This is a genomic window from Asticcacaulis sp. (genome assembly GCF_035497195.1).
Classification (GTDB): domain Bacteria; phylum Pseudomonadota; class Alphaproteobacteria; order Caulobacterales; family Caulobacteraceae; genus Asticcacaulis.
In genome coordinates this window covers 117,029-140,993 of the sequence record NZ_DATJDZ010000011.1, presented here as the reverse complement: position 1 = coordinate 140,993, position 23,965 = coordinate 117,029, and the positions used below count along the sequence as shown (strand labels likewise).

The window sequence follows — 23,965 nt, the reverse complement described above, 5'->3', positions numbered from 1 at the left end:
AAGCGATGGTGGAAGGGGCTAAGAGACGATGGAATTGCCCCTTCCGTCACGGCGCAAGCGCCGCGCCACCTCCCCCATAAATGGAGGAGACGAAAATGGTTGCGTTATGCGGTTTCTTTGGCCTTTTCACGGGTAGCCACGAACGTCTTTTCCAGACGGTCGAGCGCTTCGCGGGCATCGGCCTCGGTGATGTTCAGCGCCGGCAGCAGGCGGATGCAGTTTTCACCACCGCCGGCCACCAGCAGGCCGTTATCACGCGCCAGGGCCATCATTTCGCGGTTGTTCGGCTTGAGCTTGATGCCGACCAGAAGGCCCTTGCCGCGCACATCCACAATCATGTCCGGATAAGCCTGCTTCAGTCCTTCAAGCTGCTGCTTGAGATAACCCGACACCTTGACGACATTTTCCAGCAGTGCCGGCTTCGAAATTTCATCGAAAGCCGCGATCCCGACCGCCATGGCCAGCGGATTGCCACCGAAGGTCGAGCCGTGCGAACCGACCACCATGCCGGAGGCCGCCTCACGCGTGGCCAGACAGGCGCCGATCGGGAAACCACCGCCCAGCGCCTTGGCGATGCACATGACATCAGGCGCCACACCGGAATGCTCATAGGCCCACAGCTTGCCGGTCCGCCCCATGCCGCACTGGATTTCATCGAAGATCAGCAGCAGACCGTTGGCGTCACACAGGTCGCGCAGCATATGCAGTTCGGCGTCGGTCAGGGCGCGTGCGCCACCTTCCCCCTGCACCGGCTCGACCAGAATGGCTGCCGCGGTCGGGGCCTCGGCCGCCGCGCGGATGGCGTCGTGGTCATCGAGCGAGACATTGACGAAGCCCGGCAGGCGCGGGCCAAAACCGTCGAGATAGGTCTGGTTGCCGGCGGCGGTCACGGCGGCATAGGTGCGGCCGTGAAAGGCGCCCTGGAAGCCGATGATGTCGATGCGTTCGTCATGGCCCCTGGAGGCATGATATTTGCGCGCCAGCTTGAGGGCGCACTCGATCGCCTCGGTGCCCGAATTCGTAAAGAACACCTGATCGGCAAAGGAGGCATCGCACAGTTTGCCGGCCAGTTCGTCCTGGCCGGGGATACGGAAAATGTTCGAGACGTGCCACAGCTTCTTCGCCTGTGCAGTCATGGCGTCGATCAGGATCGGGTTGGCGTGGCCCAGACCATTGACGGCGATACCCTGCACGAAATCGAGATATTCACGGCCCGATCGGTCATACAGTCGGCTGCCTTCACCGCGTTCCACCTCGATAGGCGCCCGCGCATACACACCGAACAAATGATCTTCCGACTGAGCCATGGTATTACCCCAAAAAACGGCGAAAAACCCTGCGCATATTACGCAAGGGAAAGAAGGCGTCTAAGCTGTTGGGGGCTTAGGCGGGCCTTTTGTCGAATAATCGCCGTATTGTCAATGATATTCACAGGCGCTGGTCAGCCCGCTATCACCGGTTTGGCCACGAAATCTAGCCGCGTGACCGGGTAAGCGTGACCGCGCAATTGCGCCACCAGTCCATCCGGACCGATGAGATGCGTCGCCCCGACCGTAACGAAGGTCGTGCCCTTTTCACTCAGCGCTTTTTCGATCGCCCGCAGCCAGGCGCGGTTACGCTGCACGATCAGGCTGTCATAGCCCGCCGGATCGGCCTCGGCCAGCAGGGCCAGGGTGTCGGTCAGGACTTTCTGGTCTCCGTTCCGCCAGGCGTCAGCCGGCAGGACAAAACCGTCATCGGTCACGCCTTCGGCGGTAACGCGCCCCGCTTCGGCGCCGCCATCGAGACCGAGCGTCATCTTTCTCAGCGCCGTGGCGCGTTGGAAAAGCGCGGCGTCCGGGCGCAGCGTCACCTTGTCCGCCGGCAGGGCATCGGGGTAGGCGCCGACCTCGAAGACGACCGTATCGGCATTGTCAAAAGCCTTGAACAGGCGCTGATCCATCCAGCCGGAGGCGATGTTGTCCGCGCTGTTGAAACCACCAAACAGATAGACGGTGGAATCGCCGGTCTTCATGACCCACAGGAGGGGCGATCCGGTCGGGCCGGCCAGAGCTTCGGCGGCGTCCGGATCGGCGGCAGCTGAAAAAGCCACGACGGTCGCGTCGGAATTATGCGAACGATGCCACCACATGCCGAGCGGCGGCACGACAATGGCGATGCCGACAGCCGCGCCCATGATGATACCCGCCTCGACCAGCCAGCGGGACGACCGCTTTCTCTTCTTGGCGAAAGCACCGTCCGCGTAAGGAATTACCCGCATTGCCGATCTCCGGTTGAAACATACCTGAGACGGACAACTGCAAGCTTTGGGCCAGACTTAACCTTTCAGATCGGGACAGTCAGTACGCTACGCGCTCGGCGGCAATGCCGTGCGTTTTCAGCATGGCGATCACGCTGTCCGGCCCGACCAGATGCCCCGCCCCGACGGTGATGAAAACCGTGCCCTTGCCGGCGAGGATATCCTCGATCTGCGGCGCCCAGGCGGCGTTGCGCTGAACGATCAGGCGCTGATAGCTTTTCGGATCTTCCGCCTGCATCTTGTCGATCATCAGATGGTTGAGCGCTTCCGCATCGCCCCGCTCCCAGGCGGCGAACAAATCGCCGATGTCCTGCGGCATGGTGTCTATGTCTTTCAGCGTGGTGCGCAAGGCGGTCAGTTCATCGGCTTCATTATCGGGCACCAGGGCCTGCATCTGCGATTCCATCGTCTCGAAACCATGAACCGTTTTTGTCTTCGCGCGGGCCTGCTTCATGAGGGTGACATCGACGCCGGTTTCGGTCGTGTAGCCCAGGCTGTTGATCTGCTGGAGGGTAATGATCAGCCCGACCGCCCATTTGCGCATGGCTTTCAGCGCCGCCGTATTCAGCCCCATCGGTTTCAGCAACGCATCGACCCCGGCGACTTCTTCCGGTGTCAGGCCTGCGCTCATATCGCCAATGGGATCGAACATATATTTCTGCGCCATCGGAGCCGCGGCGGCCTTGTCATCGAGGTCAGGAATCTCGAACCAGACATCTTCGGCGCTGTCGAACCGGCTCTGGATCGCCGGTGTCAGCCAGACCGTGTCCGGTTTCATGACGTGGATCGACCCCAGCAGGTAGATGGTCGAGTCGGCGTCCCTGATCACCCACATGGCCGGCTTGACCGCCACTTCGGGTGCCTTTGCCGGTGCCGCCATGGGCGCGAAGGCGCTGACGAACAGTACGGCGGCCAGCAGGCCGGTTTTCAGTCTGGAAATCATGCAGCCCCCCAAAGGCCCTAAACGGGCGTAAAAATATCTTCTATGCGTAAAGCGAACAGCTCGGCAATTTTAAAGGCCAGCGGCAGGGACGGATCGTATTTTTCCGTCTCGATGGCGTTGACCGTCTGACGCGACACAGCCAGCCGCCCGGCCAGATCGGCCTGTGACCAGTTGCGCTCGGCACGTAAAATTTTCAGACGGTTTTTCATGATTTCTTGGGTCGCGACCCTATGACGGCAAACAGGATTCCGTAAGCCGGCATCCCCATGATTGGCCAATCATGGCTGGGTGGATTATCAAAAACATATACAATATGTATGGCGATGAATATGCCCATGCTGGATATCAACGCCATGGCCAGATTGCGAAAGGTCAGTAGCCTCTGGTACTCATCGGCTCTCCTAGCCCATCGATATAGCCATATAAGGGCTATGCTTAACCCAAAAACATAGCCCAGGACAGCTAAACAACGCACGACGATTGATCGACTGACGTCATCCATATAGTTCTGCGCACAAAAGCTTAATATGTAGAAAGCAACAGCGCCTATGCACCTGATGGCAAAGGCAAGCCAACTGTCCACTGGCGGACTTTGACGACTTTCGGGTTCACGCATTTTCCCCTCCATACTCAGCGATATTTCAGCCAGGCGCTCACCTGACCGATCAGCAGGCCGAGCACGAACGGCGCCATACCGGTCACGCGTCCCATCAGAAAGCCTTCATGTGCGCCATCAAGACTGGCGATGAACTGATGATACAGGTCGGGAAAGAAAATCGGAAACACGCCGCTGATCAGAAAGAGCGCGAAACCGATTATAAAACCGTTCTGCGCGGCATAGCGCTTCTTGGCTACACTGAATTCGTCGGTCGAGGCCGCTTTCAGTTTTCGCACATACAGGATGAGCATGATCACGACCGGCATGGCGCATACATCTATGATAGCGCCGTAGAGCGGGAACGACGCCTCCCGGCTCCAACTCATATTGAAGCCGCCCAGCAGGCCACCGACCAGCGCCAGCACGAAAATGCCACCAGCGAATTTCCATTTGGACCCAGCCATAACCATCCTCCCGATAACTGACAAGGATGCTTTACATATATGCACAGACCTTGTCAAGCTCGCTTGTCAAAAGGTCATGTACAGTTGTCTGTTAACGACCGTTAAGCCTGCCGCCACACCTGAAATTTACCCTTTTGCGGCAGAGTGCGGCATGGCCCGGACCTTGCAGGTCTCGGTTTTTTCGATCATTCCGAATCCCGAAGGCTTTCGTTTCCCATATGCCCGACAGCAGTCCGCAGGCCTTTGTGTCCCAAAAAACCATCAAACGCCCCGAAAGCGTCTGCGTCATTATCCCGACCTTCCGGCGTCCGCAGGGGCTGGAAACGGCGATGCGGTCAATCAAGGCGCAAACCGGCACCCATGCCCTCAGCCTGATCGTCTGCGACAACAGCCCCGAAGCCTCGGCGCGCGCTCAGGTCGAAGCCTTTGCCGCACCCTTTTCTGTCATTTATATTCATGAACCGCAAACCGGTGTCGCCAATGCACGCAACAGCGCCGTCAGCGCCTGTCAGGCTGATTTCATCGCCTTTCTCGATGACGACGAAGAAGCGCCAGCGGGCTGGCTCAACCACCTGATGGCCGCACAAAAGCTGTTCAATGCTGATGTTATTTTCGGCCCGGTCACCGCCCGTCTGACGGAAAACACGCGCCATAACCGCCCCTATTACGAACACTTCTTCTCGCGCTTTGGCCCCGCGCAATCGGAAATCCTGCCGCACTATTATGGCTGCGGCAATTCCCTACTGAAGACATCCGCGCTCACCTCGAAAACGCCTTTCAGCACGCTGCAGAATGAGATGGGCGGCGAAGACGATATCCTCTTCACCGCCATGAAGGCTGAGGGCCGCATCATGGCATGGGCCGCCGATGCGCCGGTTTTCGAGGACGTGCCGCCCGCCCGCGCTACCCTGGCGTACACGCTGAAGCGCGGCTTCGCCTACGGCCAGGGGCCAAGTCATTCCAGTGGCGTCAATGGCCGCTATCTCGCCTGCGCCGGCTGGATGGCGCAAGGCCTGATCCAGGCCGCGGTGTTCGGCCTGGCGAGCCTTGTCCTGTTCGCTCTCCGCCATCCGCGCCGCGCCTTTGTGCTCGATAAGGCGGCGCGCGGCCTCGGCAAGACCCTGTGGTTCCCGCCCTTCAAGATGAAATTTTACGGGCAGGTACTGCTCAAAAAAGACAAGAAGATAAAGCCATGACCCTGATCAACTGGACACCGGAAAAGCAACGCGCCTTCACGAAGGAAAACCTGCTGTTCACGCACAGCATCGCGGCCAGCGAACTCTTTAGCGAAGAGGCGCTGATCGCCCTCATCGACCGCTATCCGCGTGACAGCGTCGAGGTCTTCACCATGGGCTATGACCAGACGGTTTTCGGCGAATGGTATCTCGGCCGCAAGACAACGAAAGACGGCACCGAACTGGATGGCCGCGCCCTGATGGAAGCCGTGAAACACGGCCGCCTGTGGCTCAATCTGCGCCGCGTCAACCATGCCGATCCAGCCGTCGGCGAATTGTGTGACCGTATCTTCGCCGAGGTGGCGGAAAAGACCGGCACACATAATCTCAAGACCGATCTCGGCCTGCTGATCTCCTCGCCCAACGCCCATGTCGTCTATCACCTCGATATGCCGATGGTCATGCTGTGGCAGATCCGCGGCGTGAAAAAGGTCTATCTTTACCCCGCCGACGCTGGCTTCTTCACCGACCGCCAGATCGAAGGCATCGCCCTGCGCGAAAGCGACGAGAACCTGCCCTATGACACCGCCTTCGACGACAAGGCGCTGGTCCACCACCTCAAGCCGGGCGAAATGCTGACCTGGCCGCAGAACGCGCCGCATCGCATCGTCAATGGCGATATGGTCAATGTGTCCCTCTCCATCGAATTCATGACGCCGCGCGCCCTGTGGCACGCCAATGTCATCTATGCCAATGGCCTGCTGCGTCGCCTGTTCGGGCTCAATCCGAGCGTGGCGAAATCGCCTAAGATACTGGAGCCGTTCAAGATCGCCTTCGCCCGCGCCTACAAGCTGTTCAGCGGCGGCTTCAAGGGTCACAAGAGTCCGCTGACGCCTGCCTTTTCGCTCGATCCAAAGCGCCCCGGAACCATCATTTACGATGAGGGCGTCAGGCCGTTTGTTGCGCCCGTCGTCCGAAAGCGCGAAAAAGCCGCCTGATATTTTGTTCTTGATTTGTTCTTATTCGGGTATAGGGTGCGGCCATGCCCGCTCCCCCGCCAGATACGCGTACGAAAGATAACGAAGCCCTGCCCGACCTGCCTCGCAAGGGGCGCGGGTCGGTGTCCAACCGGCCGAGCCATCGCTTCGGCGTGGCCGACCGTTACGAGATCGATGACGGTTGGAGCGACCATGAGCGCGAGGACTGGGCGAAAGCCCGGCGCCACACCATCCTCGGCGTCGATAGCGTCCGGCGCATCATCACCCGCAATACCTCGCCCGATGTCGGATTCGACCGCTCGATAAACCCTTACAAGGGCTGCGAACACGGCTGCATCTATTGCTTTGCCCGCCCGACCCACGCCTATCTCGACCTGTCGCCCGGCATGGATTTCGAAACGCGCATCTTTCGCAAGCCGGATGCCACCCAAGCCCTGCGTCAGGAACTGTCGGCACACAATTACACCCCCGCTCCCATCGCACTCGGCATCAATACCGACGCCTACCAGCCGACCGAGCGTTCGGAAAAACTGACGCGTGGCATTCTGGAGGTTCTGCATGAATTCCGCCATCCGGTCCATATCGTCACCAAATCGGCCCTGATCCAGCGCGATATCGATATCCTCAGCGCCATGGCGGAACTGAACCTCTTCAAGGCCACCCTATCGATTACCACGCTTGACCGCGACCTGGCCCGCGTCATGGAACCGCGCGCCGCCACGCCGTCACGAAGGCTCGATACGGTGCGCGCCCTGACCGACGCCGGCATCCCAACGAGCGTGCTGATGGCGCCGGTTATTCCCGGCCTGACCGATCACGAGATCGAAAAGGTCATGGAAGCGGCAGCCGAAGCGGGGGCTACGCGGGCCGGTGGCGTACTGATCCGCCTGCCGCACGAGATCAAGACCCTGTTCGAGGAATGGCTGCGCGCCCATTTCCCCGATCGCGCCGACAAGGTGCTCAATCACATCCGCGAATGTCGCGGCGGCAAGCTCTATAATGCCGAATTCGGCAGCCGGATGCGCGGCACCGGCCCCCATGCCGACCTGATCCAGAGCCGCCTGAAACTGGCCATCAAGCGCTACGGGCTCGACAAGCCCCGCCACCCGCTCGATATCAGCCAGTTTCGCGGCGGCGACCCACAAATGAGTTTGTTTTGAAGAGACGGATAAGTAGGTTCAGGCTGAAGTTCTTTAAGGAGTACCGGATGCCAAATGACGATCGCACCAAAATCATTGCCAGACGGACGCCGGAATCAGCGGCCATGGTCGCCAGCGTCAAACGGGCCATGACGATGACCTCGATTCTCAACCGTTTGACATTCGACGATGCGACAGAAATCCGAACTGTGTTCAGCGATCTTATCGGCGCCCCGGTGGACGACAGCTTTTCACTGATCCCGCCCTTCTATACGACCGGCGGCGAGCATATCCGTATTGGCCGCAATGTCTTCATAAACCAGAACTGCACCCTGTACGATCTGGGCGGAATCGATATCGGCGATGACGTGATGATCGGGCCGAATGTCAGCCTCATCACATCAAGCCATCCAATTGAGCCTTCCCGACGGCGCGACGGCGTGATTGCAAAGCCAATCGTGATCGGGAAAAACGTCTGGATCGCCGCCGGCGTGACGATCATCGGCGGTGTGACCGTGGGCGAAAATGCAGTCGTCGCCGCCGGTTCCGTCGTCACGAAGAACGTGCCTGCCGATACACTTGTCGCCGGGAATCCGGCGCGGGTTATCCGTTCGATTGCTGCGTGACGGTATCGTCTTGCATAGAAAAATCCGCCGCCGCATAATGATCCGGAGCGCACCACGACAGGATTACCGGATTGATCAAGGCCGAGCCGACCCCCGAAATGACCCGGCACATCCTGCCCTGGCTGGTTGCCGTCGCCTTCTTCATGGAGGCGCTGGACACCACCATCCTCAACACCGGCGTACCGGTGATCGCACAGGCGCTGGAGGTCACGCCGCTCAGCATGAAGGCGGTGCTGTCGAGCTATACCCTCAGCCTCGCCGTCTTCATCCCGATCAGCGGCTGGATGGCCGACCGCTTCGGCACTCGCAATGTCTTCGCCGCCGCCATCGCCCTGTTTACCCTCGGCTCGCTGCTGTGCGGACTATCGACCAATATTCATATGCTGGTCGCCTGCCGCATCCTGCAGGGCATGGGTGGCGCCATGATGACCCCGGTCGGCCGCCTGGTGATGGTGCGCACTTTCGAGCGTTCCGAACTGGTCAAGGCCATGAGTTTCGTCGCCGTGCCGGTGCTGATCGCGCCGATGCTGGGGCCGCTCGTCGGCGGGCTGATCGTCGATTACCTGCACTGGCGGGTAATTTTCCTCGTTAATATCCCGGTCGGCATCGCCGGTGCCATCCTCGTCTGGCTCAAGATGCCGGACTACCGCGGGGCGCCACGACCGCTCGATGTGCTGGGCCTGATCCTGTTCAGTTCCGGCGTGGCGCTGCTGTCCTACGTGCTGGAGGTCTTCGGCGAGCATCGCCTCGGCGCCGGCGGCATCCTCGGTCTGCTAGCCATTTCATTGCTGCTGATCCTGGGCTACGGCCTGCATGCCGCGCGGACCGCCTTCCCCTTGCTCATCCTGACCCTGTTCCGCATCCGCACCTTCGCCACCGCCGTCAACGGCAGCTTCATCACACGGCTGGGCGTCGGCGGCGCGCCGTTTCTTCTGCCCATGCTCTACCAGATTGGCCTCGGCCTGACGCCGGTGCAGTCCGGCTTGCTAATCATGCCGCAGGCCCTCGCCTCGATGAGCACGAAATTCCTGCTACCGCGCGTGCTCGAACGCTTCGGTTACCGCAATGTGCTGATCTGCAATACACTGGCCCTGGGCTGCATGTTGATGCTATTCGGCACCATCGGAAGGCATACGCCAATCTGGGTGATCGTGGTTCAGGCGCTGGTCTATGGCGTGCTGACCTCGCTGCAATTCACCAGCATGAACACCCTCGTCTATGCCGACGTGCCGCGCGACCAGTCGAGCGGCGCCAGCACCATCGCCAGCACCTTGCAGCAGTTATCGGTGTCCTTCGGCGTGGCGGTGGCGGGCCTGACGACGGTCTTTTTCCTGCCGACCGAGGCGACCGCAGCGCCTTCACTCATGATCGACGGCCTGCACAAGGCCTTCTTTGTGCTGGGCGGCTTTACCCTGATTTCGACCCTGATCTTCAGCCGCCTGAAACGCGCAGATGGCAGCAACGAGGCCGGCGAAAAGGACCTGCATCTTGATGAGGCGAAAGGGTGACTTTAAGATGCGCCGTTGTAGTAAAGCGTCAGGTTTGAGGCGAGTGCTAGCCGGCTAGCGACGCGGGTACACTTTAGTACCCGCTAGCGACGACTGCGACGCAATCGTCCAAAGATGGCGCTTTACCAGGGCTTGAAATGCTTGGAAAGCTTTAATCCCTGCTTCTGGTAGTTCGAACCAAGCTGCCCGTAAAGCTTGTCCGGACGCGCCGTCAGCGGTTCATAGACCAGCCGCGCCACGGTCTGACCGTCTTCCAGCAGAAACGGCGTTTCGTGGCAGCGCACTTCCAGCACGCCTTTTGACCCCGTGCCGGCGGCTTCCGCCGTACCGAAACCGGGATCGAAGAAGCCGGCATAGTGCACACGAAATTCACCGACGCCCGGATCGATCGGCAGCATTTCCGCCGCCTCCATCGCCGGAATCTCGACATCGGTTTTCGACGCCAGGATATAGAATTCGCCCGGATCGAGCAGCAGTTCGCCGCCGGCATGATAGAGCGGTTCCCAGAACTTCTTCGGATCGTGGCCGTCGATATGGTCGAGGTCGATGATGCCGGCGTGGCGGCGGGCACGGAAACCGACCAGTTCGCCGGTCAGGTCGACGCCGCAATCGGAGGTGCGCAGCTTCGGCGATATCCCGCGCTTGAGACGCAACTGGTTGAGGCGCGTGCCCGAACGCGCCAGCACCGAAAAGGTCTGCGGCGCGATCTCGATATAGAGCGGACCGGAATAACCCTCTGCCACATCATCGAAGGCGCAGCCATAATCAGTCAGCAGGCGCACGAAAACATCGACCCGGCCGGTCGAGGATTTCGGATTGGCGCGCGCCGAAATGCCCTTCGGCAGGTTCAGCGACTCTTTCAGTTCGGCGATATAGACGCAGCCGGATTCAAACACCGCGCCCCTGGTCAGGTCCATTTCGTGCATCTGCACATCGCGCAGGCGATCGGCTACCGTGCGGGCGCGCGGCAGGTAGGAGGCCCGCACCCGCCAGGCGCGGTCGCCCAGGCGCAGATCGATACTGGCCGGCTGGATTTGATTATCATCGAGTGGCGACGTGCTCATCACCGCGCCCTCATCTACAAGCGCCGCCAGGCTCTGCATCGGCAATATGCCTTGGGCTGCGGGCTCTTCGACAGGGACAGGTTTCAAAGACATCAGAGTCGCTATTCTCTTTTCATGATCGGGCGCACCATTTAAGAGAGCTTACACGAGTCAGCAAGTAGTAACATGTTCTATCAGCACACCAGTCACGATATCACTATCCGCGTCGAGGTCGATTACGTTCCGCCTGAGGCGCATAATCATGCACCTGAGACGCGTCACGTCTGGGCCTATCACATCACCCTGATGAATGGCGGCGACGAAACGGTACAACTCAAGACGCGCCACTGGACGATCATGGATGCGCGCGGCCAGGTCGAATATGTCAACGGCTCTGGCGTGGTCGGCGAAACGCCGGTGCTCAGGCCGCACGACACCTTCAGCTATTCGTCCGGCTGCCCTTTAAGCACTTCGTCCGGTTCGATGAGCGGCTACTACATGTTCGAGACGGATGAGGGGCGCCCCCTGAAGGTCATTATCCCGACCTTTTCGCTCGACCTGCCGAACGCCAGGCGGACACTGAACTGAAAAGGCTCGCAGTCTGGAGACTGCGAGCCTTTTCAAGTTTCAAACACCCATGCGTAAAAGCTTGAGCTTTGACGGGCCGCCCCGCAAAGATCGCGTTTTTACAGGTAGCGGCGCAGGTTGCGGGAAAGATCACTGCCGCCGTCACGTTTCTTGGCCTTTTGCGACGGCTGATAGGCGACCCGGGCGTGCTCGACGCAATAGGGCGTACCATCATCCGAACGGCGGCCGCAGAAAGAGAAATTGACTGACGACGGATCGCCGATCGGCCATTTGCACATCTTGGCGCCGAGCGTTAGCACCGTGGCGGTGCCGGGCGACTCGACATAGGGCACTACGACAGCGCTGATCACCGGGCGGGCCAGGGCCGGCTCGGTGCGGCGGATTGGCTGAGCCGCGGGACGTTCCGCATGTGGCGACGCTGAAGCGGCCGGGCGCGACGGACGGGCCGGCTTGTACAGCGGACGGGTTGGTTGCGAGGGCGCGGCGCGACCCGACAGGCCGAGACGGTGCACCTTGCCGATGACGGCATTACGCGTAACGCCACCCAATTGCTTGGCGATCTGACTGGCGGAATGGCCTTCCTGCCAGAGCTTTTTCAGGGTCTCAACGCGTTCGTCGGTCCAGCTCATTTTTCTCACTCTCCCATGCTCTCTATAATCGCTTGCGATTCAAAATTAATGAAACCACAACATATAGATGTTCCCGAAGGGACTTGCTCCCCAGTCATCAACAGATGGTAAACGAAAAGTTAAAAACCGCAATATATGGTGGCAGGGGAATTCCATCTGTCCACAACATATCTATATGTAGCGTCCGAATAATCCACACGTGTGGACAAGCGTGGCGCCAGGCGGTCATACGCATTGTGCGGGGGAAACGGGCATTTTAGCGCCGTGAATCAGAACGGCGGCCCTTCGCAGAGCCGCCGTTCTATATAGTCTAAATGGGGAATCTTCAGCGTTTTACAAGGCGGGCGCGCCGAGCGTCGCCATATCGATGGTGAAGCGATACTTGACGTCCGATTTCAGCATCCGCTCATAGGCGGCGTTGATGTCCTTGATATTGATGACTTCGACATCGGCGGTGATGCCATGTTCGGCGCAGAAATCGAGCATTTCCTGCGTTTCGGCGATGCCGCCGATCCCCGAACCGGCGAATGAGCGGCGCGCCATCAGCAGCGGGAAGGCCGCCACCTGCATCGGCCGCTCCGGCGCGCCAACCAGGCACATCGTCCCGTCGCGCTTGAGCAGCATGAGATAGGCGTTGATGTCGTGATCGGCCGACACACAATCCAGAATGAAATCGAACGACGCGGTATGAGCCGCCATTTCATCGGCGTTTTTCGACACCACGACCTCATCGGCGCCGAGACGCTTGCCGTCTTCGATCTTGCCGGGAGAGGTGGTGAACAGCACGACATGGGCGCCGAAGGCATGGGCGAACTTGACGCCCATGTGACCAAGACCACCCAAACCGACAATGCCGACCTTCATGCCGGGGCCGACCTTCCAGTGACGCAGTGGCGACCAGGTGGTGATGCCGGCGCAGAGCAGCGGCGCCACCGCCGCCGGATCGAGCTTCTCGGAGACTTTCAGCACGAAGCCTTCATAGACGGTGATGCTCTTGGAATAGCCGCCGTGGGTCGTGCCGCCCAGATGCCTGTCGGGCGAGCCGAAGGTCTGAATATTGCCGACCTCGCAATATTGCTCCAGGCCTTCCTTGCAGTTGCTGCACACGCGGCAGGAATCGACCATGCAGCCGACACCGACCAGATCGCCCACCTTGAATTTCGTCACGCTGGAGCCGACCTTGGCGACACGGCCGAGGATTTCATGGCCCGGCACCACAGGATAGGTGGTCATGCCCCACTCGTTGCGCGCCGTGTGCAGGTCGGAGTGGCAGACACCGCAGAACAGGATATCGATCTGGACGTCTTCGGGCGTCGGGTCGCGCCGGTCGATGGTCAGCGGGCCAAGGGGTTTATCGTTGGCGGGCGCGGCATAGGCTTCGCATCGGAACATGGCATTTATCCTGTCATAAGGGGAGATCCGTCACAGGTAGGCCGCTCCCGTCCCTTTGCAAGACATGTCATCATCTATTCACATGCTTTTGACAGCGGCCGAAGCGCCTGCGTCGCCAGCATGAGAACGCGCAACCGGTCTTCCGGCCATGCCAGCAATTGCTCGAACAGGCGCGGATGGCGGCCATGCAAGGCGCGTGCATCATGCAGCCAGCCACAACCCGGCACATCAGCGTCCCAGTCTCCACGCGGCATCAGATCGCCGGCGTCGCAGTTCAGCACCCGGCTGATCTCATACAACATGGAGGCGCTGACCCGATTGGCGCCACGTTCGTATTTCTGAATCTGCTGGAAGGTCAGGCTGACGGCGGCCGCCAGTGCTTCCTGCGAAATCCGCAGATCGCGCCGGCGCCGTCGGATATTGGCCCCAACCGCGACATCGACGACGTGCGGTCCTTTTCGCTTATTCCCGCTCACCACTTCTCCACGTGATAATTTCAACCATGAAGTTTAAATTATCACCCAAATCAACCAGCGTCAATCACCACGCAAAAGAATACGATGGAGCGCCAATACCTGCGAATGCAGCACCTGCTCGGTGCTTTCCGGATTCACCCGCTTGAAATAAAGAAAACCATCGCGCTCGCGTTCGTAAAGCCGGACCAAGGTGGCGCCATCCTTCATTTCCACCACGCAGCCTTCCAGGCGTTTGGGCTGGCGACCACGCTGAAAGAAGACCTTTTCCCCCGGCTCGCACCACGGCGCCATGCTCTCATCGGAGACGATATGGCTTTCCAGTTCCGCCGGAAAACCTTGCCACCATGATGATGTTCGCTGAAAACGCGCCGCGAACGGGTCTTCGGAAACGGAATAGAGTTCGCGGTCGAGATCGGCCTCACTGGCACCGACCGCCCGCAGGTAGAGCGCCACCCGCTCTTCCGGCCAGGCAGCAGCGGCGTTTTCCCAGCGGCTCATCGCCTGGGCCGAAACGCCGACATCGGCCTGTAATTCGACCAGCGACTTGCCGGCGCGCTGGCGCAGAAGCTTCATGGCGGAGGCGAAGGCGGGATCTTTGGCGGCGTGTCGTCTCATACCGCCATCATCAACGAGACCAACGCAAACGCTATCGCTAAAAAATCAACCTTTTTAAATCCATATCAACCAATGCACAGTCATGCAATAAGCTGGCGGTTGTGGGCACCCTTCGTCGGCAATTCGGCCGTCAATGCCTGCAATCCGGCAACCAGCAGGCGCAAATTCTCTTCCGGCAAGGCGATCAGGGTTTCGAACAGGCGTGGATGCAGGGCGTGCAGCACACGCGCATCTGTCATCCATTTCGGCGTCGTCTCGTCACGATACCAGTCTGGCGCCGGCAACAGGTCCGACGGATGGCATTTGAGCATCCGGCAGATTTCATACAGGCACGACGCGCTGACCCTATTGGCGCCGCGTTCATATTTCTGTACCTGCTGGAAGGTGAGGTCGATCGCTTCGGCCAGCGCTTCCTGTGTAATTTTCAACGCGCGGCGGCGCTGACGAATATTGGCCCCCACCGCGACATCAACGATATGCGGCGTGGTCCTGATGGGTTTTGACATGGCTGGCTCCGTGGCTGACACGCGGGGCATGATTGCGTTAACAACCCAAACGCGAAACATTCAATCGGTACGGGAATAGTTAACATAACCCCAATCAAACGCAAGCGCGCGGAAATTACAATCCATAGGTGCAAATAATCACGCAGAACGGCCTTTTACCGGACTTTCCTTATGCGCCCGAACCTGTAAGCTGGCTAAAAAAGGAAACACACCATGATCCGTCACATCGTTCCGTTCCGCCTGAAACACGCCAGAGGCTCAGCCGAGGAAGCCGGCTTCCTTGCCGCCAACCGCAAGCTGGCCGATATCCCCGGCGTCGAACAGTTTGAACTGCTGCGCCAGATCAGCCCGAAAAACGATTTCGATTTCTGCGTCTCGATGACCTTTGCCGACCAAGCCGCCTATCAGGCTTATAACAACCATCCGGACCATATCGCCTTTGTCCAGACCCGCTGGCTGCCCGAAGTGGCGGACTTTATGGAAATTGATCTAACCTAATTCGTGATTGAAGTGCCCAAGTGAACGCGGATTATATCCACCTCACCTCATCAATTCAAAATATGGCGCACCCGACAGGATTCGAACCTGTGACCTCTGCCTTCGGAGGGCAACAATCTATCTAGCCGTAAAATTCTTCCGCATTCTTTTATTTATATATTTCATAGCTTTAATTGTATATAACACAGCATAACATTCCTCTCATTTCTCTTATTTTCCGTCCCCGCGCTTCCGTGACGCTTCCGTGAGAACAATATGGTCAGAATTACAAAGCGCACTGTTGATGCGGTAGATATTCGAGAAAAAGAGTACGTAATTTGGGACGAAACCTTTCCAGGCTTTGGCCTCAGGGTGTTTCCATCAGGGAAGAAATCCTACGTTTTTCAATATCGGTCTCAAGGCAGAACTAGGAAAATAGCCATCGGTTTGCACGGGTGTTGAATATCACTCAAAACTGACCCAGTAAGCTCGGCTTCTTCGGCCAATTGACGCTGCGTCCACCCTTTTTGCCTGCGATTTGCAGCCACCAGGGAACCGAATCTCTTTTTTAATTCATCTAACATGGCTTTCGGACATGGGTAGCCCGAATAGTGCCTAGTCAGAATGAAGTCAAAATACGGAATTGCAATTAATTGCACTAACATTGCAATGAGGTGGCACAGGTCTATAATCCCCGCAAGTCACTTACAAATGGGGAACATTATGAAGCCGGTAATTTCACAAGCAGAAGCTATTCGTCGAATGGAGCAGAGAAAACCTTTCATTGCTCTTATAATGCTGGCGCTATGTGTGGCAGTCCTTATAGGGCTGTTGTCAATGTGCTCGAAACCGTCGGGTTCAAATCGTCAAGCCCCGCACATAAGCCGCGAACAAATATTGAACCAGGCCAAATCGAAATTCGATGCCGGCGACGGCTTCGGCGCCTTGGAAATTATCGATAAAAACTCAACCTCCGAAATGCTTCGAACCGATGAGGAAATCAGAGTTTTAAAGCGGACGATTATTGCCAGCATGAACGCTGATATCGCCCCTCAGCGTGCCGAGCCGCTATGTGGCCAGAAGATTTGTTCGATTTCGTACTTGCCGGTTTGGCTGAAGAAATCACCACCGCCAAAATTATCATCACTCACCCTATACCTTGCGATCGATGGATAGCTCGCAGCGCTCTACAAAAGGCAATCCGGCGAGGTGAGGCCGACATAGCCTTGGCAGCCTTGGCTACGCTATTTGAAGCAGTTGGCGAAGGCATCTGGCGGCACCTGACGGTTATAGCGCTGGAGGATATTGGGGCCGCTGGAATTGATACGGTGGCCCGCGTCGTTGCAGCCGGTCGAAACCGCAAATGGCGTGCCCTACTTGGAGGTGATTGGCGGGCAGCGTCGGTCCTTGTTTGTCAAATGGCCGCTGAGAGGCATTGCCAAGCGGCTTGTGATCTCCTGATGCGACTGACAAATGATCCGTTACGTGAAGGCAGCAGAATCGCCGCAATGGATCGAAATCCCGCCGATTTGGTGGACATTATTCGTGACGGCGATGCCGAATTGATGGAGCGGGCGGAGGCGGCACTCGCTCTAGGAGGTGGGCTTGCCGAAGAACAACCCCTTCACCAAGCAGCAGCCGTTTTTAGGGCACTGGAAGGCATTGGATTTAGTTCCCATGTCTTCGTCACCTGCCAGGCCGCATGGCGGTTGTGTCGCAACCCAATGGCCCTCCTGCTGCCGTTCATTTGGTTGGAGTGGATGAAGGAGCGAGAAGTGCCGAGTACTGATGATCTCATTCCAGAAACTAAAATGATAGATCAGGTTCCGGCCTATGCGATTGACCAATTCACACGAGTCGGCGGCCAAGTTGCACGGGCATTTCTCGTCCGAAACCCTGCGCTGCTCGCCATGATGGATAGTCGGAGAATTCATAGCGCTAGCCGGGCCAGGATTGTTGGTGATCTGATTTTCTTAAATGAAGGCGGACTGGTCGTTAATCGTCCAATTTGGCAGACAGCCGATCGCCTACGCTTGCCTCATCGGCCTCTGCCAGCGACGTTTGTTCTGAGGGAAAAATTGAACGAAGTCTTGAAGTACATGGCGAGAAAAGCCTCGGACATCGAATTTCTCCGCAGGCAAAACCTTTTCCAAGCAAATCAGTAATTTGCCGTCAAAAGGCGTAAATAGGCGGCCATGCTGCATAGTCGGGCTATCCCTCGGAGCGACAGCAAAACAATTACTAAGCTGGCTGCTTCCGTGGTGCTTCCGTGAAATAAAGGCTTGCCGAGCAAATCCTCAGCAAGCCTTTATAAAATATGGCGCACCCGACAGGATTCGAACCTGTGACCTCTGCCTTCGGAGGGCAGCGCTCTATCCAGCTGAGCTACGGGTGCCGCTATAAGGGGCCAGAGCTACCTAAGCGAAAGCGGCCCGGCACTCAACCGCAAAAATGCGATTATCCTGATTTGTGGCGCGAACTGTCGCGCATCACCAGTTCCGGCGTCACGATAATGCCTTCGCTCGCCGTCTGTTCGCCCGCTTCCAGCGCCGCCACCAGCATTTCCAGACCCTGCCGGCCGAGATCGAAAATCCCGACGCGCAGGGTGGTCAACGGCGGCGAGGTAAAGCGCGCGATCGGGATATCGTCAAAACCGACCACCGCCACATCACCCGGCACGGTCAGCCCCGCCTCGCGCAGGGCCAGCAGGCAACCGACCGCCATCACGTCATTGGCGGCGAAGATGCCATCCGGCCGCTCATCGAGGGTCAGGAAGGCCTTGGCGCCGCGATAGCCGGATTCCTCGGTGAAATCGCCCTCAAACAGCGGCGCGCCTTCGCATACCGACAGAAAGCCACGCCGGCGTTCCTGGGCCTCGAAATTGCGCAACGGCCCGGAGATATGAGCCAGCCGCTGACAACCCTGTTCGCGCAGGTGCCCTGCCGCCGTGACCCCACCGCCGAAATTATCGACGCTGATAGATCTCTGATCGGCGCCGATGCGGCTGGCGATGGTCACCACCGGCAGATTGAGCGGCAGGACAGCAGCCAGGTCATGCGACTCAACGAAGGGCGACATGACCAGCAGGCCATCGACCCGGCCGCCCATGGCGCGCATGATGCGCAGGGCCTCGTCCGGATTACTGTGCGAGCCGGAGACCAGGAGGTGCAAGCCACGCGCCCGCGCCGCCACATCGATGCCCCGGATGATTTCCGCAAAGAACTCGCCATAGATATCGGGCAGCAGCACGCCGATGGTGTTGGTGCGCGACATGACCAGTGAGCGCGCCCCGCCGTGCGGCACATAACGCAGGCGCTTGGCGATTTCGAGCACGCGCTGCTTCACATCATCGGCGACGTTATCGAGGCCATTGATGGCGCGGGAGGCCGAGGCGATGGACACATTGGCTTCGCGGGCAATGTCTTTCAGCGTAGCTCCGGCCATGTGTCCTCCTTCAATTTAAAGCCTATGTGGTTTATGTAGCGCTGTAAACTGCCACGCGCGTTGTCGAGTTATGGGTGAAGGGCCCATGGCCCTTCAAAAAGGAAAAGCCGTCACGCCCTTGATCCATTCGTCGATGACCAGCGCCTTGACCGCCGGCGGGGCGGCGCGTTCGCGGCAGTTCGGCCGTTCGCACAGCCGGCACATCGGTCCGGTCTGAACGGCGTTCGGCTGGACCAGATCAAGCCCACGCGCATAGATCAGCTTCTCGGCGTATTTCAACTCGCAGCCGAGGCCGATGGCCTGTTGCGAATAGGCGCCGTCGACATAGGCGCTCAAGTGCCGGTCGAGGGTGCGGGAGAGAGTAAAATAGCGCAGGCCATCCGGCGTCTCGATCACCTGGGTGATGATCCGGCCGGGCGTCTGGAAGGCCTGGTGGATATTCCAGCGCGGGCAGGCGCCACCATAGCGGGAAAACGGGAAATGTCCGGCGGCGAAGCGTTTCGAGACATTGCCGGCGGAATCGATGCGCATCAGGAAGAAGGGGACGCCGCGGCTGCCGGGTCGGGAGAGCGTGGTCAGGCGCTGGGCCGCCTGCTCGTAGGAGACCTCGAACGGCGCGCGCAAAAGCTCGATATCGTAGGCATTGCTTTCGGCTTCGTTGAGAAAGCGGCCGTAGGGCATGAGTGTGGCAGCGGCGAGTGTATTCAGGAGCGCGATCTTGTAGAGGCGTGCCGTGGCCAGGTCGGGGGCTTTTGCCTTTTCCGTCAACGCATTGATCTCGGCGCCATATGCGCTGAGCGCCAGTTGGTAGAGGATGGCGAAGCGCCGCGAGGAGGGGCCGAGCGTTTCCGAGATCATCAGGCGGCGGCGATGCGGATCGAACCGGCGCTGGTACATCATCATCACCTGTGCCGGCATCAGGCGGATCTCGATGCCGTGCTGATCTTTCAAGCGCGCCTGCGCCACTTCTTCCAGCGTATGGGGATCGCCGCCGAGTGTGGCGAAAAGCTGCTCGCCCAGTTCGTCGAGTTCGGGGAAGAAGTTATGATGGCTTTGTATCTGGTCACGCACCCAGTCGGTGGGGGACTGCTCGGTCTCTTCCGGCACCGCCACCAGGGCATCCCGTTTGCGGCGCTCGGAATACGCGCGATAGAGTCGCGTCACCGCCTCGGCGGCCATGGGAGATGACGCCACCAGTTCCGAGATTTCCCGGCGCGGCAGGTGGAGATCCTTGAACAGCGGATCGGCGAAAATCTCGACCAGATCGGCCTCGCCCGCCGGTTCTGAGTCGTCGGTGAAGGTGCGCAGGTCGAGATCGTAGGTGGCGGCCAGCTTGAGCAACACCTGCGCGGTGACGGGTCGTTGATTGCGCTCCAGATGGTTGAGATAGGAGGCCGATACGCCGAGATCGGCCGCCATCTGGGTCTGGGTCAGGCTGAGATCATAGCGCAGCCGCTTGAGACGTCCGCCGAGGAAGAGTTTGCGATCGAGTTCGGCCATGTGATGTCTCCATGGCAAATATTGTCATAAATTTACAAAAAGCACAATGTCACAATTTTCCAAATGACGCCATTTGTGGACCCACGCACCTATCTTTGCAAACAGTATAAGCGCTTTATGCTTTTAAGCACACTGACGGCACGCTGTCTGAAACGAGACATATTATGACAAAAAAGCTTAAATCCACACCCATCACCACTCCCTGGGACATGGCCACCGTCTATGCCGCCGCCTTCGGATTGTTCGCCCCCGGTCTCCTGATGGCTGCCCGCCGCCAGACCGAACAAACGACTCCTCAACCTCCCCAGCAAGGATAAATGACCATGACCACATTTCAGGACTTAGTCCCCTCCGCCCCGAAAGACCGCTTTGACGGCATTGAGCGCCCCTATTCCCCCGAAGACGTCCTGCGCCTGCGCGGTTCGTTCCCTATCCAGCACACGCTCGCCGAACGCGGCGCCAACAAGTTATGGGAATTGCTGCACTCGGAACCCTTCATCAACTCACTGGGCGCCATGACCGGCAACCAGGCCATGCAGATGGTCCGCGCCGGCCTGAAGGCCATCTATCTCTCCGGCTGGCAGGTCGCGGCCGACAGCAATACCGCGTCTTCCATGTACCCCGACCAGTCGCTTTATCCGGCCAATGCCGCGCCGGAGCTGTGCAAGCGCATCAACAAGACCCTGCAGCGCGCCGATCAGATCGAGCATAGTGAGGGTGGCGCCAAGCGCGACTGGTTCGCGCCCATCGTCGCCGATGCCGAGGCCGGTTTCGGCGGGCCGCTCAACTGTTTCGAGATCATGAAAGCCTTTATCGAAGCGGGCGCCGCCGGTGTCCATTTTGAGGATCAACTGGCGTCGGAAAAGAAGTGCGGCCACTTGGGCGGCAAGGTGCTGATCCCCACACAGGCCCACGAACGCGCCCTGACCTCGGCCCGTCTCGCCGCCGACGTCATGGGTACACCGACCCTGGTCGTCGCCCGCACTGACGCGGAATCGGCGCAACTGATCACCTCCGATGTCGATGAACGCGACCATCCGTTCATCGAGCGCGGCAACCGCACGGTTGAGGGCTTCTTCCGCCTGAAACCCGGCACCGGCCTCGATCACTGCATCGCCCGCGGCCTGGCTTATGCGAAAGTTGCCGACCTGCTGTGGTGGGAAACCTCGCACCCCGACCTGGAGGACGCGCGCAAATTCGCCGAAGCCGTCCACAAGGTCCATCCCGGCAAGCTGCTGGCCTATAACTGCTCGCCGTCCTTCAACTGGAAAGCCAAGCTGGATGAGGCCACCATCGCCAGATATCAGCGCGAACTCGGCGCCATGGGCTACAAGTTCCAGTTCGTCACCCTGGCCGGCTTTCACTCGCTCAACAACGCCATGTTCGAGCTGGCCGACGGCTACCGCGATCGCGGCATGGCGGCCTATTCCGAGCTGCAACAGCGCGAATTCGCCAATGAAGCGGCCGGCTACACCGCCACCCGTCACCAGCGCGAGGTCGGCACAGGTTATTTCGACAAGGTCGCCATGACGATCAGCAATGGGCAATCCTCCACCACGGCCATGAAGGCCTCAACCGAAACCGCGCAATTTACCGTAGCGGCCGAATAGGCCGCGAAGAGACGCGCAAACGTGCGCGGCGCGCGGTCGCGCTTGCCAAGGGCGTTGCCCTTGGAGATCAACCCAAACAGGAGATATGATAATGGAGACCAGCAATCGTGCCTCGATCATCGCCTACTGCCTGGCGCCGCTGAACCTCGACCCCAACAGCGAAGCCGCCCGTGAAGTGACCCGCCGCCTCGACCATGCGCTCAAGACCTTCCAGGCGCAGGCCGCTCGCCCGGTGAGGGTCGATTTCTCCCGGATGCCGTCACTGGTCATCAACGAGGCCGCCCACGGTTACGAATAAGACCCGGCATAAACACAATCATAAGCGCCGGCATAAGCGCCCTCTTCGCTCCCCCGCGAAGAGGGCGCGATTTTATGCTCTGCTCTTTTCCTGAGATGGATTGCATGTCATGTAGGTATCCGGAAACGGACCAGCGCGGGTTTAATGAGGGCAGCACCTCAGCCTCGCGCAACTGCCCAGGGAGGACGACTGACATGAAAACGCGCCGCGTTCTAATCGCAAATGTTACCGCTATCATATTGACCTTGACCCTGCCGGTGACCGCTCTGGCCACTGCCTCCGCTACAGCCACAGTGACCGATGGCTCAGGCGCTTACAAAACCGGCCAGTATCACAACCTGTTCAATGAGCGGCTGGGCCACACCGAAGCCGAAAGCCGCCAGAAGATTGAACAGACCTTCCAGCAGCTTTTCCACGGTGATGGTCAGGAACAGCGCGTCTATTTCGAGACCGGCGCCAATGCCGATGGCCCCCTCGCCTATATCACCGACTGGGCCAATAATGACGCCCGCTCCGAAGGCATGAGCTACGGCATGATGATCGCCGTGCAGCTTGATAAAAAACGCGAATTCGACGCCCTGTGGAACTGGTCGAAGACCTATATGCTGACCACCGACCCGGAAAATCCGTCACAGGGCTATTTCGCCTGGTCGATGGGCACCGACGGCTCGGCGCGTGCGGTCGGTGCGGCGCCCGATGGCGAGGAATATTACGTCATGGCGCTCTATTTCGCGGCGCACCGTTGGGGCAATGGCAAAGGCATCTATAATTATCAGGCGGAGGCCGACAAGATCCTGAGCGGAATGCGCCACCATCCGGTCAAGACCGCCACGACGCCCTTCCGTATCCATCCCAATGATTCGTCGAGCCGGAGACGCCGTGGCCCAGCCCGAATAACCGGACGGCACAGACGCAGGCGCTGAAAGAGGGCAAGTCGTGGCCGCCCTATCGGCCGATGCGCGCCCCGCGTTCGGTGACGGTCGGGCCGATGGTCGATGAAGACCACACCATGATCCGCTTCGTGCCTGAAACCAGCATACCCGGCACCGATGCCTCCTACCACCTGCCGGCCTTTTACGAACTCTGGGCGCGCTGGGGGCCGGTCGAGGATCGCGCCTTCTGGGCCAGAGCTGCCGATGTCAGCCGTAATTTCTTTGAAACCGTCGCCGATCCGAAAACCGGCCTGACGCCAGACCGCAGCGAATTTGATGGCCAGCCGGCTATGGGCTGGGATGGCAAGCCGAGCCAGTTCGCCTATGACAGCTGGCGCACGGCCAGCAACTGGTCGGTCGATTACAGCTGGTGGGGCAAGGATGCGCGGGCGAAAACCCGCAGCGACCATATCCAGACCTTCCTCTATGGCCAGGGTATCGACACCTTCGCCGACCGTTACACATTGGACGGCAAGCCGATGTCCGATCGCCATTCCACCGGCATGGTGGCGGCCACCGCCGTCGGCAGCCTGGCGGCAACGCCGGGCGCGGTGTCCGATGCCTTCCTGAAAGAGTTGTGGGATATGCCCGTGCCGGCCGGCGAGCAGCGCTATTTCGACGGGATGCTGTACCTGATGAGCCTGATGCACCTGAGCGGCGAGTTCCGCATTATCGAGCCAGCGGCGCAGAAGTAATAGCAGTTTC

The 23,965-nt window shown here is 59.3% G+C and carries 29 protein-coding genes and 1 tRNA gene; 15 read left to right on the top strand and 15 right to left on the bottom strand.

The features are described from left to right. Positions 1 to 104 precede the first annotated feature (104 nt). The 6 genes from VL130_RS03860 to VL130_RS03835 all read right to left on the bottom strand — a co-directional run bounded on the left by VL130_RS03860 (position 105) and on the right by VL130_RS03835 (position 4,304). The gene (locus VL130_RS03860) at positions 105 to 1,307 is read right to left on the bottom strand and encodes an aspartate aminotransferase family protein (RefSeq protein WP_325361411.1); all 1,203 of its coding nucleotides are present in this window, start codon (positions 1,305 to 1,307) and stop codon (positions 105 to 107) included. A 134-nt stretch (positions 1,308 to 1,441) separates the two neighbouring features. After that, complete coding sequence (locus VL130_RS03855) at positions 1,442 to 2,260, bottom strand: TraB/GumN family protein (RefSeq protein ID WP_325361409.1); 819 nt, start codon at positions 2,258 to 2,260, stop codon at positions 1,442 to 1,444. Between the two features lie 79 nt (positions 2,261 to 2,339). Next, positions 2,340 to 3,242 carry a TraB/GumN family protein gene (locus tag VL130_RS03850; protein WP_325361407.1) on the bottom strand — a complete coding sequence of 301 codons (903 nt, stop codon included), beginning with the start codon at positions 3,240 to 3,242 and terminating at the stop codon, positions 2,340 to 2,342. 17 nt (positions 3,243 to 3,259) lie between these two features. Next, on the bottom strand, positions 3,260 to 3,451 hold the full coding sequence (locus VL130_RS03845; protein WP_325361405.1) for a helix-turn-helix transcriptional regulator: 192 nt from the start codon (positions 3,449 to 3,451) through the stop codon (positions 3,260 to 3,262). Continuing rightward, a complete protein-coding gene (locus VL130_RS03840) occupies positions 3,448 to 3,858 on the bottom strand; it encodes a hypothetical protein (RefSeq protein WP_325361403.1) in 411 nt (136 codons plus the stop codon). The genes VL130_RS03845 and VL130_RS03840 overlap by 4 nt, the downstream gene beginning before the upstream one ends. Before the next feature lie 14 nt (positions 3,859 to 3,872). Further along, a complete protein-coding gene (locus tag VL130_RS03835) occupies positions 3,873 to 4,304 on the bottom strand; it encodes a hypothetical protein (RefSeq protein WP_325361401.1) in 432 nt (143 codons plus the stop codon). A 218-nt stretch (positions 4,305 to 4,522) separates the two neighbouring features. On the opposite strand from VL130_RS03835, the gene VL130_RS03830 reads away from it, so the two are divergent. The 5 genes from VL130_RS03830 to VL130_RS03810 all read left to right on the top strand — a co-directional run bounded on the left by VL130_RS03830 (position 4,523) and on the right by VL130_RS03810 (position 9,750). Further along, on the top strand, positions 4,523 to 5,500 hold the full coding sequence (locus tag VL130_RS03830; protein WP_325361399.1) for a glycosyltransferase family 2 protein: 978 nt from the start codon (positions 4,523 to 4,525) through the stop codon (positions 5,498 to 5,500). Further along, positions 5,497 to 6,477 carry a hypothetical protein gene (locus tag VL130_RS03825; protein ID WP_325361397.1) on the top strand — a complete coding sequence of 327 codons (981 nt, stop codon included), beginning with the start codon at positions 5,497 to 5,499 and terminating at the stop codon, positions 6,475 to 6,477. Before VL130_RS03830 ends, VL130_RS03825 begins: the two co-directional genes overlap by 4 nt. A 44-nt stretch (positions 6,478 to 6,521) precedes the next feature. Continuing rightward, a complete protein-coding gene (locus VL130_RS03820; RefSeq protein WP_325361394.1) occupies positions 6,522 to 7,637 on the top strand; it encodes a PA0069 family radical SAM protein in 1,116 nt (371 codons plus the stop codon). 47 nt (positions 7,638 to 7,684) lie between these two features. Beyond that, positions 7,685 to 8,242 (top strand): sugar O-acetyltransferase, encoded by a 558-nt coding sequence (locus VL130_RS03815; RefSeq protein WP_325361392.1) that lies wholly within the window; start codon positions 7,685 to 7,687, stop codon positions 8,240 to 8,242. Between the two features lie 71 nt (positions 8,243 to 8,313). Continuing rightward, positions 8,314 to 9,750 (top strand): DHA2 family efflux MFS transporter permease subunit, encoded by a 1,437-nt coding sequence (locus VL130_RS03810; RefSeq protein ID WP_325361390.1) that lies wholly within the window; start codon positions 8,314 to 8,316, stop codon positions 9,748 to 9,750. Between the two features lie 122 nt (positions 9,751 to 9,872). Here VL130_RS03810 and VL130_RS03805 read toward each other — a convergent pair whose 3' ends face one another. After that, positions 9,873 to 10,907, bottom strand: coding sequence for a 2'-deoxycytidine 5'-triphosphate deaminase (locus tag VL130_RS03805; RefSeq protein ID WP_325361388.1), 1,035 nt, complete (start codon positions 10,905 to 10,907; stop codon positions 9,873 to 9,875). Positions 10,908 to 10,979: 72 nt separating this feature from the next. Here VL130_RS03805 and apaG point away from each other — a divergent pair, with 72 nt between their 5' ends. Continuing rightward, positions 10,980 to 11,381, top strand: coding sequence for a Co2+/Mg2+ efflux protein ApaG (apaG, locus tag VL130_RS03800; RefSeq protein ID WP_325361386.1), 402 nt, complete (start codon positions 10,980 to 10,982; stop codon positions 11,379 to 11,381). 98 nt (positions 11,382 to 11,479) lie between these two features. Here the strand turns inward: apaG and VL130_RS03795 are convergent, their stop codons facing one another. The 5 genes from VL130_RS03795 to VL130_RS03775 all read right to left on the bottom strand — a co-directional run bounded on the left by VL130_RS03795 (position 11,480) and on the right by VL130_RS03775 (position 14,999). Then, positions 11,480 to 12,010, bottom strand: a complete 531-nt coding sequence (locus VL130_RS03795; protein WP_325361384.1) for a GcrA family cell cycle regulator — start codon at positions 12,008 to 12,010, stop codon at positions 11,480 to 11,482. Positions 12,011 to 12,343: 333 nt separating this feature from the next. Further along, positions 12,344 to 13,402, bottom strand: a complete 1,059-nt coding sequence (locus VL130_RS03790; protein WP_325361382.1) for an NAD(P)-dependent alcohol dehydrogenase — start codon at positions 13,400 to 13,402, stop codon at positions 12,344 to 12,346. Between the two features lie 74 nt (positions 13,403 to 13,476). Continuing rightward, the gene (locus tag VL130_RS03785; RefSeq protein ID WP_325361380.1) at positions 13,477 to 13,878 is read right to left on the bottom strand and encodes a helix-turn-helix domain-containing protein; all 402 of its coding nucleotides are present in this window, start codon (positions 13,876 to 13,878) and stop codon (positions 13,477 to 13,479) included. Positions 13,879 to 13,938: 60 nt separating this feature from the next. Next, entirely contained in the window at positions 13,939 to 14,493 is a 555-nt protein-coding gene (locus VL130_RS03780) for a helix-turn-helix domain-containing protein (protein WP_325361378.1), read from the bottom strand. An 80-nt stretch (positions 14,494 to 14,573) separates the two neighbouring features. After that, positions 14,574 to 14,999 (bottom strand): helix-turn-helix transcriptional regulator, encoded by a 426-nt coding sequence (locus VL130_RS03775; protein ID WP_325361376.1) that lies wholly within the window; start codon positions 14,997 to 14,999, stop codon positions 14,574 to 14,576. Positions 15,000 to 15,212: 213 nt separating this feature from the next. Here VL130_RS03775 and VL130_RS03770 point away from each other — a divergent pair, with 213 nt between their 5' ends. From VL130_RS03770 to VL130_RS03755, 4 genes are all read left to right on the top strand, one after another. After that, complete coding sequence (locus VL130_RS03770) at positions 15,213 to 15,497, top strand: Dabb family protein (RefSeq protein ID WP_325361374.1); 285 nt, start codon at positions 15,213 to 15,215, stop codon at positions 15,495 to 15,497. A gap of 255 nt (positions 15,498 to 15,752) precedes the next feature. Further along, on the top strand, positions 15,753 to 15,938 hold the full coding sequence (locus VL130_RS03765; protein WP_325361372.1) for an Arm DNA-binding domain-containing protein: 186 nt from the start codon (positions 15,753 to 15,755) through the stop codon (positions 15,936 to 15,938). A gap of 261 nt (positions 15,939 to 16,199) precedes the next feature. Then, a complete protein-coding gene (locus VL130_RS03760; protein ID WP_325361370.1) occupies positions 16,200 to 16,652 on the top strand; it encodes a hypothetical protein in 453 nt (150 codons plus the stop codon). Beyond that, positions 16,562 to 17,641 (top strand): hypothetical protein, encoded by a 1,080-nt coding sequence (locus VL130_RS03755; protein ID WP_325361368.1) that lies wholly within the window; start codon positions 16,562 to 16,564, stop codon positions 17,639 to 17,641. Before VL130_RS03760 ends, VL130_RS03755 begins: the two co-directional genes overlap by 91 nt. A 153-nt stretch (positions 17,642 to 17,794) precedes the next feature. Here the strand turns inward: VL130_RS03755 and VL130_RS03750 are convergent. From VL130_RS03750 to VL130_RS03740, 3 genes are all read right to left on the bottom strand, one after another. Continuing rightward, positions 17,795 to 17,871 (bottom strand) — tRNA-Arg (locus VL130_RS03750). A gap of 62 nt (positions 17,872 to 17,933) precedes the next feature. After that, positions 17,934 to 18,920 (bottom strand): LacI family DNA-binding transcriptional regulator, encoded by a 987-nt coding sequence (locus tag VL130_RS03745; RefSeq protein WP_325361366.1) that lies wholly within the window; start codon positions 18,918 to 18,920, stop codon positions 17,934 to 17,936. A gap of 93 nt (positions 18,921 to 19,013) precedes the next feature. Further along, positions 19,014 to 20,420: a helix-turn-helix domain-containing protein gene (locus VL130_RS03740; protein ID WP_325361364.1), complete on the bottom strand. Its 1,407-nt coding sequence runs from the start codon at positions 20,418 to 20,420 to the stop codon at positions 19,014 to 19,016. Between the two features lie 164 nt (positions 20,421 to 20,584). On the opposite strand from VL130_RS03740, the gene VL130_RS03735 reads away from it, so the two are divergent. The 5 genes from VL130_RS03735 (at position 20,585) to VL130_RS03715 (ending at position 23,955) form a co-directional block, all read left to right on the top strand. After that, positions 20,585 to 20,737 (top strand): hypothetical protein, encoded by a 153-nt coding sequence (locus VL130_RS03735; protein WP_325361362.1) that lies wholly within the window; start codon positions 20,585 to 20,587, stop codon positions 20,735 to 20,737. Positions 20,738 to 20,743: 6 nt separating this feature from the next. After that, a complete protein-coding gene (aceA, locus tag VL130_RS03730; protein ID WP_325361360.1) occupies positions 20,744 to 22,030 on the top strand; it encodes an isocitrate lyase in 1,287 nt (428 codons plus the stop codon). A gap of 91 nt (positions 22,031 to 22,121) precedes the next feature. Continuing rightward, the gene (locus VL130_RS03725; RefSeq protein WP_325361358.1) at positions 22,122 to 22,328 is read left to right on the top strand and encodes a hypothetical protein; all 207 of its coding nucleotides are present in this window, start codon (positions 22,122 to 22,124) and stop codon (positions 22,326 to 22,328) included. 194 nt (positions 22,329 to 22,522) lie between these two features. After that, positions 22,523 to 23,251, top strand: a complete 729-nt coding sequence (locus tag VL130_RS03720) for a glycosyl hydrolase family 8 (protein ID WP_325361355.1) — start codon at positions 22,523 to 22,525, stop codon at positions 23,249 to 23,251. A 32-nt stretch (positions 23,252 to 23,283) separates the two neighbouring features. After that, entirely contained in the window at positions 23,284 to 23,955 is a 672-nt protein-coding gene (locus VL130_RS03715; RefSeq protein WP_325361353.1) for a glycosyl hydrolase family 8, read from the top strand. The last annotated feature ends 10 nt before the right edge of the window (positions 23,956 to 23,965 follow it).

Bases quoted from the DNA above. Each gene is read 5' to 3' on its own strand.
- VL130_RS03790 (WP_325361382.1), bottom strand. From the start codon at position 13,402: ATGTTCCGATGCGAAGCCTATGCCGCGCCCGCCAACGATAAACCCCTT.
- VL130_RS03830 (WP_325361399.1), top strand. From the start codon at position 4,523: ATGCCCGACAGCAGTCCGCAGGCCTTTGTGTCCCAAAAAACCATCAAA.
- VL130_RS03845 (WP_325361405.1), bottom strand. From the start codon at position 3,451: ATGAAAAACCGTCTGAAAATTTTACGTGCCGAGCGCAACTGGTCACAG.
- VL130_RS03745 (WP_325361366.1), bottom strand. From the start codon at position 18,920: ATGGCCGGAGCTACGCTGAAAGACATTGCCCGCGAAGCCAATGTGTCC.
- VL130_RS03805 (WP_325361388.1), bottom strand. From the start codon at position 10,907: ATGTCTTTGAAACCTGTCCCTGTCGAAGAGCCCGCAGCCCAAGGCATA.
- VL130_RS03780 (WP_325361378.1), bottom strand. From the start codon at position 14,493: ATGAGACGACACGCCGCCAAAGATCCCGCCTTCGCCTCCGCCATGAAG.
- VL130_RS03840 (WP_325361403.1), bottom strand. From the start codon at position 3,858: ATGCGTGAACCCGAAAGTCGTCAAAGTCCGCCAGTGGACAGTTGGCTT.
- VL130_RS03770 (WP_325361374.1), top strand. From the start codon at position 15,213: ATGATCCGTCACATCGTTCCGTTCCGCCTGAAACACGCCAGAGGCTCA.
- VL130_RS03835 (WP_325361401.1), bottom strand. From the start codon at position 4,304: ATGGCTGGGTCCAAATGGAAATTCGCTGGTGGCATTTTCGTGCTGGCG.
- VL130_RS03795 (WP_325361384.1), bottom strand. From the start codon at position 12,010: ATGAGCTGGACCGACGAACGCGTTGAGACCCTGAAAAAGCTCTGGCAG.
- VL130_RS03820 (WP_325361394.1), top strand. From the start codon at position 6,522: ATGCCCGCTCCCCCGCCAGATACGCGTACGAAAGATAACGAAGCCCTG.
- VL130_RS03720 (WP_325361355.1), top strand. From the start codon at position 22,523: ATGAAAACGCGCCGCGTTCTAATCGCAAATGTTACCGCTATCATATTG.
- VL130_RS03825 (WP_325361397.1), top strand. From the start codon at position 5,497: ATGACCCTGATCAACTGGACACCGGAAAAGCAACGCGCCTTCACGAAG.
- VL130_RS03775 (WP_325361376.1), bottom strand. From the start codon at position 14,999: ATGTCAAAACCCATCAGGACCACGCCGCATATCGTTGATGTCGCGGTG.
- VL130_RS03815 (WP_325361392.1), top strand. From the start codon at position 7,685: ATGCCAAATGACGATCGCACCAAAATCATTGCCAGACGGACGCCGGAA.
- VL130_RS03860 (WP_325361411.1), bottom strand. From the start codon at position 1,307: ATGGCTCAGTCGGAAGATCATTTGTTCGGTGTGTATGCGCGGGCGCCT.
- VL130_RS03715 (WP_325361353.1), top strand. From the start codon at position 23,284: ATGCGCGCCCCGCGTTCGGTGACGGTCGGGCCGATGGTCGATGAAGAC.
- VL130_RS03725 (WP_325361358.1), top strand. From the start codon at position 22,122: ATGGAGACCAGCAATCGTGCCTCGATCATCGCCTACTGCCTGGCGCCG.
- VL130_RS03850 (WP_325361407.1), bottom strand. From the start codon at position 3,242: ATGATTTCCAGACTGAAAACCGGCCTGCTGGCCGCCGTACTGTTCGTC.
- VL130_RS03740 (WP_325361364.1), bottom strand. From the start codon at position 20,420: ATGGCCGAACTCGATCGCAAACTCTTCCTCGGCGGACGTCTCAAGCGG.
- VL130_RS03855 (WP_325361409.1), bottom strand. From the start codon at position 2,260: ATGCGGGTAATTCCTTACGCGGACGGTGCTTTCGCCAAGAAGAGAAAG.
- VL130_RS03765 (WP_325361372.1), top strand. From the start codon at position 15,753: ATGGTCAGAATTACAAAGCGCACTGTTGATGCGGTAGATATTCGAGAA.
- VL130_RS03735 (WP_325361362.1), top strand. From the start codon at position 20,585: ATGACAAAAAAGCTTAAATCCACACCCATCACCACTCCCTGGGACATG.
- aceA (WP_325361360.1), top strand. From the start codon at position 20,744: ATGACCACATTTCAGGACTTAGTCCCCTCCGCCCCGAAAGACCGCTTT.
- VL130_RS03760 (WP_325361370.1), top strand. From the start codon at position 16,200: ATGAAGCCGGTAATTTCACAAGCAGAAGCTATTCGTCGAATGGAGCAG.
- apaG (WP_325361386.1), top strand. From the start codon at position 10,980: ATGTTCTATCAGCACACCAGTCACGATATCACTATCCGCGTCGAGGTC.